At 60.4% G+C, this 11,940-nt stretch carries 8 protein-coding genes; 4 read left to right on the top strand and 4 right to left on the bottom strand.

Going from position 1 to position 11,940, the window contains the following annotated elements; all coding sequences use genetic code 11:
• Positions 1-13: 13 nt before the first annotated feature.
• Entirely contained in the window at positions 14-334 is a 321-nt protein-coding gene (locus GE027_RS09665) for a hypothetical protein (protein ID WP_237607427.1), read from the bottom strand.
• Positions 335-352: 18 nt separating this feature from the next.
• Between GE027_RS09665 and GE027_RS09660 the strand changes: the two genes are divergently transcribed.
• Positions 353-1,219, top strand: coding sequence for a cobalamin-binding protein (locus GE027_RS09660; RefSeq protein WP_153556984.1), 867 nt, complete (start codon positions 353-355; stop codon positions 1,217-1,219).
• A 437-nt stretch (positions 1,220-1,656) separates the two neighbouring features.
• On the opposite strand, the gene GE027_RS09655 is transcribed toward GE027_RS09660, so the two are convergent.
• Positions 1,657-1,911 (bottom strand): indolepyruvate ferredoxin oxidoreductase subunit alpha, encoded by a 255-nt coding sequence (locus GE027_RS09655; RefSeq protein ID WP_153556983.1) that lies wholly within the window; start codon positions 1,909-1,911, stop codon positions 1,657-1,659.
• Between the two features lie 93 nt (positions 1,912-2,004).
• Here GE027_RS09655 and GE027_RS09650 point away from each other — a divergent pair, with 93 nt between their 5' ends.
• The 3 genes from GE027_RS09650 to GE027_RS09640 all read left to right on the top strand — a co-directional run bounded on the left by GE027_RS09650 (position 2,005) and on the right by GE027_RS09640 (position 8,055).
• Positions 2,005-3,438: a protein kinase domain-containing protein gene (locus GE027_RS09650; protein ID WP_153556982.1), complete on the top strand. Its 1,434-nt coding sequence runs from the start codon at positions 2,005-2,007 to the stop codon at positions 3,436-3,438.
• 128 nt (positions 3,439-3,566) lie between these two features.
• Positions 3,567-4,229 (top strand): DUF2726 domain-containing protein, encoded by a 663-nt coding sequence (locus tag GE027_RS09645; RefSeq protein WP_153556981.1) that lies wholly within the window; start codon positions 3,567-3,569, stop codon positions 4,227-4,229.
• A 124-nt stretch (positions 4,230-4,353) separates the two neighbouring features.
• Complete coding sequence (locus tag GE027_RS09640; RefSeq protein WP_153556980.1) at positions 4,354-8,055, top strand: DEAD/DEAH box helicase family protein; 3,702 nt, start codon at positions 4,354-4,356, stop codon at positions 8,053-8,055.
• 2,141 nt (positions 8,056-10,196) lie between these two features.
• On the opposite strand, the gene GE027_RS09635 is transcribed toward GE027_RS09640, so the two are convergent.
• Positions 10,197-10,454, bottom strand: coding sequence for a hypothetical protein (locus GE027_RS09635; RefSeq protein ID WP_153556979.1), 258 nt, complete (start codon positions 10,452-10,454; stop codon positions 10,197-10,199).
• A 125-nt stretch (positions 10,455-10,579) separates the two neighbouring features.
• Complete coding sequence (locus GE027_RS09630; RefSeq protein WP_162006655.1) at positions 10,580-11,839, bottom strand: outer membrane protein assembly factor BamB family protein; 1,260 nt, start codon at positions 11,837-11,839, stop codon at positions 10,580-10,582.
• Positions 11,840-11,940: the final 101 nt, after the last annotated feature.

Here is an 11,940-nt window from a genome sequence, read left to right as displayed (position 1 = left end):
TGTATGCCACTGCTTAGGTGGGTTCGTTTAGAATTTTGCCGGTGCGGTCGTCCACGCGGTGCAACCGGGTGGCATCTTGCGAGATCCCGTCGCCGGCTTTCAACGAAACCAGCCAGTAGGGATCCTCGGGCACATTGGCGGCGACCATCGCGCGGAGCACCTCCGGGTCCTGCACGCCGCTGTCGCTGTACAGTTTCATGTAGAATTCCTTCTCCCGGCGAATCCGTTCGCTGTCGAAGAAGACCGCCGAGCACCTGGTGCCCGGCGGGATGTCGCCCAGGTACCGGATGACGGTCATAATGGCCGCCTTTTGATCCAGTTCTCGTTTGGTCACGTTACCTATCCATCCAAAATGCGAATCGTTTCCCTCTTGCCCAGTGCGACCGAGATTGTTTGCGCCTTGGGACTGCGCAGCCAATTGGTCGGGGTGACGCACGAATGCGACTTTCCGGCCGGCATCGAGTCGCTTCCGGCGGTGACTCGGTCGTGGATTCCGCCGGCTGCGACCAGCCGCGAAATCGACGCGTTGGTCCGGGAACGCTTGAAGTCCGAGAGCGCATTGTATTCGCTGGACATGCCGACGTTACAGCGGCTCTCGCCTGATTTGATCGTCACGCAGACGTTGTGCGACGTGTGCGCGGTCGCCGAGCGAGAGGTCCGGGAGGCGGTGAGCCGCTTGCCGGGGTCGCCGCGCGTGGTCAACCTCGAACCGACGCGGCTGGCCGACGTGTTCGAGGGCATCGCCGCGGTAGCAGCCGCCGCGGGCGTCGAGGATCGATCCAGGGAGGTCGTGGCCGAGCTCGAAGCGCGCGTCGAGCGGGTGGTCCAGCGAGCGCGAAGGGTCGAGCCTGCCGAGCGGCCGAGCGTGTTGTTGCTGGAATGGATCGATCCGCCCTTCAGTGCCGGGCACTGGAGTCCGGAGCTGGTCGAGAAAGCCGGCGGCCGCGAGCTGCTCGGCGTGCCCGGAGAACGTTCGCGGGCGATCGAGTGGGAAAGAATCGTCGAGCTCGATCCGGAGATTTTGGTCATCGCCTGCTGCGGTTTCGACGAGCCGCGAATGAGGCAGGACCTGCCGATCCTGGAAGCCAAGCCCGGCTGGGAATCGCTCCGCTGCGTCCGCAACCAGCGAGTGCACATCGTCGACGGCTCCGCCTACTTCAACCGCCCCGGCCCCCGCCTGGTCGACAGCCTCGAGATCCTGTCGAACCTGATCACCTAGTGTCGCCTCCCGTAGCCGAAGTCGCCAGACTTTGGGGCCTCCTCCCACCAGCCGACGGCGCGAGCCGCGGGTCTCCTAGCCAGGACGGTTTTCGTCGCTGTGATGGTGCGCAACCGATATCGGTGCGGAAACGCGAATCGCCGCAGGATCATCCCCGCCGCGCTCACCCGACGCTAACGCGTTCGGCTGGGCTAGTTCCCCTAGCCGACGGCGCTAGCCGCAGGTCTCCCAGCCACGATGCATTTCTCCACCGCCCTTGTGCGCAACCGATAACGGTGCGGAAACGCGAATCGCCGCAGGATCATCCACCGCCGCGCTCGCCCGACGCTAGCGCGTTCGGCTGGCCTCGCTTCCCCTAGCCGACGGCGCTAGCCGCGGGTTTCCCAGCCACGACGGTATTCGTCGCCGTGATGGTGCGCAACCGCCAGCGGTACCGATCAACCATGCGCCGAGGGGCATTCCTGTGCCTTCGCCGCATTGAGCTCAATGAATCCCTGCCACCGCTCGGGAACATCGTCCTCGTGAAAAATCGCTTCGGTCGGACATTCGGTGACGCAGGCATCGCAGTCGATGCACTCGTCCGGATCGATATAGACCATCGTCTCATCCTCGTGAAAACACTCCACCGGGCAAACCGGCAAGCACGCTTTGTCTTTGCAGCCGACGCAGGGCTGCGTTACCACCATCGTCATTTTCGTGTCTCCCTTTGTAAGATAGGCTTCTGGCTGTTGGGCTGGTGATCATAGGCGGGATGCCTATGCCACAGGGGAAGTGAGGAAGCGAGCTTGGAACCGGACACCCATCGCGAAAAAGAATTGCAAAAAGCGGAGTCGCTGGCGGATCAGCCAGACGATTGGCTACTGCGGCGTTGGAAGGACGGAGACGAAGGAGCTGCCGCGATTCTCTACGACCGCTATGCCATACGGCTCGTGGCCCTGGTGGCCAGTCGTCTCAACCGGCGGTTCCGGGCGGAGATCGATCCGGGCGACGTCGTCCAGTCAGCCTTAGGAAGCTTTTTCGATGCTGCCCGGCACAGCCGCATCCGCGCCAGTCAGAGCGTTTCGCTGTGGCGGCTGCTGGCAACCTTTGCTCGTCGGAAGCTGGCTCGTTCGATCGAACGGCACGCGGCAGCCAAACGCGGGGGCGATCGCGACCGAGTCTCACTGGGCCAGCTGACGGCTGATTCCCAGCCTTCTGCGATTGCGGACGGCGACGCCGAAGAGCTCGAAGATCGGTTGAAGCAGGAGCTCGCTCCGGATCAATTCGCCGTCGTACAGGGCTTGCTCGCCGGGCAGGCCCAGCGAGAAATCGCCGCGTCGCTGGGGATCGACGAGCGAACGGTGCGTCGCCGGCTGTCGCGGATTCGCGAGTTGTTGGCTCCGAGCGAGAATACAAATGAAGTCGTCCGCGACGCGGCACCCGCTAGGCCGAGTTTGCCGCGAGTGGATTACAGCCGGTTCGTGCTGGGGAAACTGATTGGCAGCGGCGGTTTTGGGAAAGTTTATCGAGCCCGTCTGCAGGCTGACGCCCGAACGGTGGCGGTCAAGTTCCTGCGGAAGACGTTTTGGCAGCACGCGTCCGCCCACGCGTCCTTCCTCCGCGAGATCGATGCCGCTTCCCGCATTCGACATCCCGGCGTGATTCGCTACCTGGGCTACGGCGAGTCGCCGCACGGCGGCCCATATGTGCTCAGCGAGTGGATCGACGGCGGGCCGATGCACGCGATCGAACGTCCCGGCCGGCAACGGTTCGCTGGATGGGTGCGCCAGATCTGCGAGGCCCTGCAGGCGGTCCACCGAGCCGGGCTGGTGCACGGGGACCTCACGCCCGCGAACCTTCTGGTCGACGAGCACGATCGGATCGTGATTACCGATTTCGGGTTCTCGCAAGCGTTCTCGGGGTCGCGTCCGCCGGTCCTCGGCGGAACCCTCGGCTTTGCGGCCCCCGAGCAGATCGACCCCGCGCTGGGCAGCATCAGTCCCCAGACAGACATCTACGCCATCGGCGGGCTCATCCACTGGTACCTCTTCGGCCATCCCCCCAACGCCGCTCCAAGCATCGCCGCGAGCCTTGCGAAAACGGTCGCAAGCCCAAGCACCCCCGTCCCTCCCAAGTCGGCATCGGACGCCAACCCGCAAACCATCCGGAGCCGATCCCTACACGCCTCACCCGCCAACCGCACCATCTCCCTAGAGGAAATCGCCGAGCTGGTTGGGTAGAGCCAAAGATGCGAAGACTGTGATACAGGTTTGTAGAACATTGGGTACGGTGATGCATGCAGAAGCGGGTGTGTGTTAGATTGTCCGCAGCACGACACAAACTGAACACCGCACAGGGGCAATAGGACATGGCTGAATCGCAGCGAAGTGGCTGTCTGGGTTTCTTTCTTCGGGTCTTCGGCTTCAATTCAGGCGATGGAACGGCAGATGCCAGTGAAGAGCTTCCATATCGGCTGAGGACGAGTTTTCTCTCGCCAGCCGAATTAGCTTTCTACCGCGTACTCGAACAGGCCGCTCCGCAGTATTCGATAAACAACAAGGTGCGTTTATGGGATGTTCTCTACGTCCCAAGAGCAGAAGGCAGCCGCCGCTACGAGAACAAAATCAGCAGCAAACACGTCGACTTCTTGCTCTGTGACCCTGCTACGATGCAGCCCGTCCTAGCCATCGAGCTAGATGACTCTAGCCACAATCGACAGGACCGACAGGACCGCGACGCCTTCGTGGACAAAGCGTTTGCTGCGGCACGTCTACCGATCTTGCATGTTGCTGCATCCCGCAACTACTCAGCTACCGACCTGCGAGACCGAATTGCAGCCTGCATTCACGGTGAGTCTCCAGCTGTGGTGTCAGGCAGCGACACAACGGTGCGGGAACCGGCCTCGCCGCTATGTTCAAAATGTGACACGTCAATGGTTCTACGGACAGCGACAAGAGGCAAACACGCTGGCAGACAATTCTGGGCATGCGTGAACTACCCCAAATGTCGCGAACTCGTCGGGATCGACTAATACTTTCAGGTTTCGTTGTGGTACAAAGCCGCATTTCATCCAATGGACAACTCCTCAATTTTGGTGGAGTCTTTCGAGAGCGTGTACAGGCATTGGAAAAGTTTCGGGAAGTGGATGCTGCAGGATGACGATGGCTTCGCCGTTTCTTGATGTGCCGCCTGATGACTGGATCGCGTCGAATGAGTTGGCGTTTGCCATTCACGATGGATTCCCTGTGACTCCAGGACATGCTCTTGTCGTTACGCGGCGGCTTGTCCCTACGTGGTTTGAAGCCACGGCGGAGGAACAAGCTGCGCTGATGTCGCTAGTCAACGAGGTCAAGCGAAAACTGGACGCAATGCTTTGCCCGAAACCGGATGGCTACAACGTCGGCTTCAACGCTGGGGGTGCAGCTGGCCAAACTGTAGAACATGTCCACATTCACGTGATACCGCGTTATGTAGGGGACATGCCTGATCCTCGTGGTGGCGTTCGTCACGTCATCCCAGGCAAAGGAAACTACTTGACTTCTGCGACAAGTGCGTCTGCAGAAGCGAGGATACGCCGTGGTTCCGTTCTAAGTGTCGGCTATCCGCGTGCTCCGCTATGGGAGCAACTTGCTTGGCGGATTGCTGGTGCGAAAACGGTGGACATACTCGCTTCGTTTGTTCAGTCGTCTGGCTTGGAAGTCATTGAGGAACGACTGTTCGAAGCTTTGGGGAATAAGGCAGAGATTCGCATATTGGTCAGCGACTACCTGTATGTTTCTGACCCAAAAGCACTTCGCAGCCTGCTTGGGTGGTGCGAGTTGGCGAAGGAAGAGTTTCGGTCCTTACGCTTGCGTGCGAGGCTAATCGAGTCCGCGAAATTGCCGTCGAAGCCGATGTCATTTCACCCGAAGGCGTGGCGGATCGTCGAGAGCGGCAGTGAATTGATCTCCGTCGGTAGCAGCAATTTGTCGCGGCCAGCACTCGAAACGGGCGTGGAGTGGAACCTGTTATCGACCACCGAGGAGCACGAGCCGGCACACGCGAAATTTGCGGAAGAGTTTGACATCCTTTGGGAGAACGCGTCAGCTCTGACGTCAAAAGCCGTTGTCGACTACGAACAGCGTGCGAGGAAGTTCCGGAGAGAAAACTTTGTTCCGGAAACGCAAGAATCTCAGGAGGTCCCTGATCCGCGTCCGTGGCAGGTTGAAGCGTTGGCGGCGTTGGCAGACGTTCGCGTTAATGGTTATCGACGAGCACTCGTCGCCGTCGCTACTGGTATGGGAAAGACTTGGCTGGCTGCATTCGATGCGTGCCAGTTTGGCGAAAGTATCAACCGTCGTCCACGCGTACTAATCGTTGCCCACCGCGCCCATATACTTGCTCAGGCAGAATCAGTGCTTTCCCGCTTGCTAGAGTATCGGTTCGGTGCGGGAGCGACGGCCTGGTATGTTGGGAAGCGAAGCGAACTTAGGGGCGACCTGGTGGTCGCGTCGGTACAGAAGCTGTCTCGCTCAAAGGGTTTGCAGCGACTCGCTGCCGAACGTTTCGATTACGTAATCATGGACGAAGTGCACCATGCCCATGCACCAAGCTACCGGCGTGTGCTAGCAAATCTTCATTGCAGTTTCGCGCTCGGACTGACAGCCACGCCGGAACGGACCGACGGTGTCGATGTGGCGACGATTTTCGATGACAATCTGGCCTATCACGCGACGATCGGTGATGGAATTTCTGAAGACGCGTTGGTGCCGTTCCACTATGTAGGACTCAAAGACACTGTTGACTTCAAGCAAGTGCCTTGGCGGAACGGCCGTTTTGACGTCGCGCAACTCGAACAGCGTGTCATCAAGAGTGAACGTATGGTTCGGCTCTGGGAGGCGATGCAGAGCCATCCCGCGGATCGAACACTCGTGTTCTGCTGCTCGCGTCGCCACGCATTGTTTGCTCGTGATTGGCTGCGTTCCAAAGGCGTATCGTCGGCCGCAGTCTTTTCGGGCGAGGGGAGCGACAGCTATAGCGAGTCACTTCAGCGGCTTCGCGATGGCGAGCTTCAGGCGTTATGCGTTGTCGATATGTTCAACGAAGGACTGGACATTCCGGCGGTCGATCGCGTGGTAATGCTCCGCCCGACAGAATCGAAGATTATCTTCTTGCAACAGCTCGGTCGAGGCTTGCGATCCAGTGAAGGTAAGACCCGCCTGTTGGTTCTAGACTTTGTCGGCAATCACCGCATCTTCGCACAACGCATTTTGCATTTGCTGTGCTTGGAATCGGGTAGCGATAAATGGAAGGTTCTAAAGGATTGGCTTGCTGGCCGGCAGGTAGAGCTGCCCGAAGGCTGTCTACTGGATGTGGAACTTGAAGCGAAGGACATGCTGAAAGCGTTCCTTCCGCGGGGACGACTGGCCTCAATCGAAGGCTATCGTGCCCTGCGCGATGAGCTGGGACGCAGACCGACGGCAACAGAAGTGTTCAGTAGAGGCTTTCTACCGCGAACGATTAGTGCCGGTGCGCAAAGTTGGTTTCATTTTATCCGGGACGAGGGCGATCTGTCGGAACTGGAAGAGAAAGCGGTTGCGTCGTTTGGCGACTGGTTCCAGACGTTGGAGACAACGAATCTAAAAAAGTCATACAAGATGATCGTTTTGAGAGCCCTACTGGACACCTCGCAGATGTTTCGAGCGGTTGGCTTATTCGAGTTCTCCAAACAGTGTCGAGGTTTCTTGCAAGGCCACGAAGTGCTGCGACGCGATTTACACGGTGCGAACCATGGGGTCGACCATGCGAACGCAACGGACCAGGAGTGGGCCAAATGGTGGATCCGTTGGCCGATCGATCGTTGGCTTGCGAAACAGAACGGAACCAAGTGGTTTGTGAGAAAGGAGAACATGTTCCAGTGGGCGGTGGCTTGTCCTGAGCACTTAAAATCGACCGTCGAAGCGCTCACCGAAGAACTTGTGGATTGGCGGCTAGCGGCCTATGCCCGAAGCCGTCGGCTAGTGCCGACCGATCATCAAGAAGTCCGTTTTGAAGCAAAGGTATCTCACTCCAACGGTCGTCCGATCCTGTTTCTTCCCGAAGAGTCGAAATCGCCCGAACGACCAGTGGGACCGACACGCATGCGTTTGCCGGACGGCCAGATGTGGGAGTTCAAGATGGTGAAGATCGCATGTAATGTCGCGAGGCCAATAGGCGATAAGAGGAATCAACTGGGACAGTTGCTGCAACAATGGTTTGGCCCAAATGCCGGACTACCTGGTACGGACTTTCGAGTAAACTTCGAATGCCGAGGCGGGGAATGGTACGTGACGCCGCTTCAAGTCGAAGGTGCAGTTTCGGCTGAGAAGACGAGCTCAGTGGAGACGGATCTCTGCGACATTTTGTCCGAGGTGCCAGATGAATCCAAGTTCAAGACGCACGCCCCCGTGTACGACTTGTCGGCCGCTGCTGGGGAGTGGGGGCCCGCCGGTGTTCCAGAAGCGATCGGATGGATTGCTGTCCCGAATTATCCACTTTCCGAGGGGCTGTTCGCGGCTCGTGTTTATGGTCATTCAATGGAGCCAACTATTCCTGATCGTTCGTGGTGCTTGTTTCGGCCGTGTCCGGCTGGCTCCCGAGAAGGGAGGTTACTATTGGTGCAGGTCAATACGCATGCAGATCCTGAGGACGGCGGACGCTATACCGTCAAACGCTACCATTCTGTTAAACAAGCGACTAATGACGGTTGGGTGCATGAGTCGATTCGGCTCGAGCCGCTGAACAAAAGCTACCAACCGATCGAGATTTCAAGTGAAGAGGCGGAGGACGTCCGGGTTGTGGGCGAGTTCATTAGAGTGATCGATTCGGTCGAGACGTAGCTAATCATCGGCGTGAGTCGGTGGATCGGTAAGCATGCCCGGGACGATTGTGGCCATGGACTTGAGACCTGGGGAAAGGGAGGTCACCCCGTATCGTTTCGTCCTTAAGAGACGGCATGAGCTTAACGATTCCGGAGCGTCGATTCCCGCACATCGCTTGATTGGCGTTGTCGAGTTTTTTTGGTTCGCGACCCTCTGTCTACAAACTGTTCGTTCGGTCGCGACCGTCCATAAATTTTGCAGTTGCGTCCCATCGGGGTTCTCGAGCTCGCTGAGTTTTGGCGTTTCGTGCACAAACGGGTTGTCGGTAGGAACCGTGGGCTAGCGCGTTGCGGCTGATGGGCGTGGTGGGTAGGAACCGGGGCTATCGCCGAAACGGCTCAGGGGGCGGAGGTAGGAACCGTGGGCTAGCGGGCGGTTGACTAGATTGACAAGCACGTGGGCGGATGTTCCTGGGCGACGCACGCGCAACCTCGCCCCAAAGGGGCAACCCTATGTCAGCCCAGGGCAACGCCCTGGGGTATTCCCCACCCGCTCCGCGCCAAGCCCCAACGGGGCGGCCCTAGCTCGATCCCTAGCCGGTTCGACCGCGCTGGATCGTGCAAAATGGTAGGGCCGCCCCGTTGGGGCTCGCGGCTTCGTCCGCTCGTGACCCAGGGCGTTGCCCTGGGCTGACATAGCATCGGCCCGTTGGGCCTGCTCGCGCGTTAGGACTGCTATGCCGCCGGTGTGCCAGCGTCTGGTTCGGTGCCGTGGTGGGGTAGCGCGTTGCGGCTGATGGGCGTGGTGGGTAGGAACCGGGGCTATCGCCCAAACGGCTCAGGGGGCGGAGGCAGGAACCGTGGGCTAGCGGGCGGTTGACTAGATTGACAAGCACGTGGGCGGATGTTCCTGGGCGACGCACGCGCAACCTCGCCCCAAAGGGGCAACCCTAAGTCAGCCCAGGGCAACGCCCTGGGGTGTTCCCCACCCGCTCCGCGCCAAGCCCCAACGGGGCGGCCCTAGCTCGATCCCTAGCCGGTTCGACCGCGCTGGATCGTGCAAAATGGTAGGGCCGCCCCGTTGGGGCTCGCGGGCTCGTCCGCTCGTGACCCAGGGCGTTGCCCTGGGCTGATATAGCATCGGCCCGTTGGGCCTGCTCGCGCGTAAGGAATGCTATGCCGCCGGTTCGCTAGCGTCCGGTTCGGTGGTGTGTTGGGGTAGCGCGTTGGGTTGCGGGGTGGGAACCGCGGGCTAGCGCCCGGCGGCTCAGGGGGCGGAAGCAGGAACCGTGGGCTAGCGGGCGGTTGACTAGATTGACAAGCACGTGAGCGGATGTTCCTGGGCGACGCACGCGCAACCTCGCCCCAAAGGGGCAACCCTATGTCAGCCCAGGGCAACGCCCTGGGTTGTTCCCCACCCGCTCCGCGCCAAGCCCCAACGGGGCGGCCCTAATTCGATCCCTAGCCGGTTCGACTGCGCTGGATCGTGCAGAACCGTAGGGCCGCCCCGTTGGGGCTCGCGGCTTCGTCCGCTCGTGACCCAGGGCGTTGCCCTGGGCTGACATAGCTTCGGCCCGTTGGGCCTGCTCGCGCGTAAGGAATGCTATGCCGCCGGTTCGCTAGCGTCCGGTTCGGTCCGTGGTGGGGCAGCGCGTTGGGTTGCGCTGATGGGAACCGTGGGCTAGCGATCTGCGGCTGTTGTGGATGCGGCTGGTGGAGGAGGGAGCGGCTCGGGTGCAATTCCTTGCATCTGCATTCGCTGTTGATTGGTTCCATCCCGCGTTAAGATGCGAAGAAGCACAAAGACGGTGGCGCTGCGCGGCAATCCCCCTCACCCCCAGCCCCTCTCCCCCAAAGCCTGACTCGCTTAGGCTCGCCAGGCTTTGGGGGAGAGGGGAGCAAACACTTAGATAGGGCGACAGGAGAGCAGGGTTGGCGGCCTGGTCTATTGTGCGGCGGGGGGCTGCTGCGTCGTAGCGGCCGGGGCCTCGTCGGCTGGTGCCGCAAGGCACCGGGCGGGAGGGCTGCTAAGGGCGACAAGCGGGCTGCACAACGCAGTGGCAAACAGAACAATCGCGGGGCGCGGGCATGGAAAAGGGCGCATCGTCGTGCTCGCGGGGTAGAAGAATTCTAGCCACTACGCATGGTAGCGTGGCAACCTCACTTCCGCCGCCGGCGTATCGCGTAGCGAGCGAAGTCCATCAGTCCGGCGAAGCGGTATCCGGGGTCGACGTAGTGCTGGATAACGTAGAAGGCGAAGTAGTAAAAACGGCAGAACGACCAGATGGCGATCGCCACCAGCACCGCCACGTCCAGTCGCGGAACCCGCGCGATCAGGATTACCACGGCAAGACCGCCAAGCAGCAAGAACAAAAATCCTTTGGCGAGAATCACGCGAGGGTTTTTTAGGTCGGTCATCAGAGCATCCGTAAATCCCTGTGCGATGCAAAGACGTTGGAAAACGCATCGTGTGGTTGGAGTGTACCGGTCTCCGGTAGGCAGGAGAGGCCCAGTCCTCGGGGGCTGGTCTGGCCGAGCCTCGTTTAGTGTGGCGCCGGGCCGATGCAGTAGAGAGCATCGCCAGAGCGAAGGAAGAAATTGCCTTGAGAGACGGCGATGGAGGCCATCGTTTTGCCGCTCAGATCGTTGGTCGCGAGCTCTTGGTATTGCGGGCCGGGTTCCAGGACCGTGGTCTTTCCTGCTTCCGAGGTGATATAGATCCGGCCGTCGGCAAACAGCGGCGAGGCGGAGTAGTTGCCGTCGAGTCGCTGTTGCCAAACGACGTCACCGGTCGAGGCTTCGAAGCAGTACAGGATGTTGTCACGAGTAATCGTGTACAGATACGGATCGACGTACAGCGGCGATGGCAGGGCTGGGACGCCGCGTTTCTGTTCCCAAACGATGTGCGAATCGGTCACGTCGCCGCGTCCGCCCGGACGGATGGCGCGGATGGTCGGATCTTCGAAACCGGATGAGGTAAAAATCAGTCCCTCGCCCAGAACCGGCGACGGCGTCACGCCTTCGCCCTGGCTGTAGACCGACCAGATTCGCTCGCCCGTGGCGACGTCGTGGGCTTGGACACGGTCACCACCGGCGCTGACCACCGTCTGTCCGTTGTCGATCGTGATCGGTGTAACGTGTCCCACGCGAGACAGTCCTCGTTGGCCACGCCAGCTGGTTTTGCCGGTCTCCTTGTCGATTGCCAGGACCACGGCTTGGTCCCACGGTTCCTTCCAACCGACACGCTGTTCCTCGGGACTGCTGCCATCGAAGGGCATGACGATCCGTCCCCCGGCAATCATCGGCGAGGCGCCAAGCCCGTGCAGACTGTGGAAGTCGACGTCTTCGTTACGCCATACCAAGTTGCCGTCGAAGTCCACCGCCACCACCGTCCCGTCGTAGAAGGCGGCATAGACGCGGGTGCCGTCGGTTACCGGTGTCGGTGTGGCGTAGGAGTTCTGCGCCCGCTTGGGGCCTGGTACCTGACGGTGGACTTCGGTGTTCCAACGCACGTCGCCACTCTTGCGATCGATCGCGATCACTCGGCAAGACACGCCTTCTTCGGTGGCGGTCGTCACGAAGACGTGGTCGCCCGAGACGATGGGAGACGACCAGCCCTGGCCCGCAATCGGCGTTTTCCAGGCGATATTGCTGTCCTCGGACCACTTCAGCGGTAGGTCGCTTTCGGATGCGATGCCCTGTCCGTTCGGACCTCGGAAGCGAGTCCAGTCCTGACCGGATAATCGATTGGCAACTGCCGACAAGCCGATGACGACAACCAACGTACAACACAGTGAACGCATGACAAAATCTCTTGGGATGCTCGGAAGGATCCCGGTCATGATACCGTAAGCCGCGGGGGGCGTTGTCCAACTTGCCAGCGAGATCGACGCCGGGAAAGCCG

This window comes from Roseimaritima sediminicola, assembly GCF_009618275.1.
Classification (GTDB): domain Bacteria; phylum Planctomycetota; class Planctomycetia; order Pirellulales; family Pirellulaceae; genus Roseimaritima; species Roseimaritima sediminicola.
Note: the sequence above shows the minus strand (reverse complement) of the source record. Positions and strands in the feature narration are given on the sequence as shown.

Bases quoted from the DNA above. Each gene is read 5' to 3' on its own strand.
- GE027_RS09660 (WP_153556984.1), top strand. From the start codon at position 353: ATGCGAATCGTTTCCCTCTTGCCCAGTGCGACCGAGATTGTTTGCGCC.
- GE027_RS09655 (WP_153556983.1), bottom strand. From the start codon at position 1,911: ATGACGATGGTGGTAACGCAGCCCTGCGTCGGCTGCAAAGACAAAGCG.
- GE027_RS09645 (WP_153556981.1), top strand. From the start codon at position 3,567: ATGGCTGAATCGCAGCGAAGTGGCTGTCTGGGTTTCTTTCTTCGGGTC.
- GE027_RS09640 (WP_153556980.1), top strand. From the start codon at position 4,354: ATGACGATGGCTTCGCCGTTTCTTGATGTGCCGCCTGATGACTGGATC.
- GE027_RS09635 (WP_153556979.1), bottom strand. From the start codon at position 10,454: ATGACCGACCTAAAAAACCCTCGCGTGATTCTCGCCAAAGGATTTTTG.
- GE027_RS09630 (WP_162006655.1), bottom strand. From the start codon at position 11,839: ATGCGTTCACTGTGTTGTACGTTGGTTGTCGTCATCGGCTTGTCGGCA.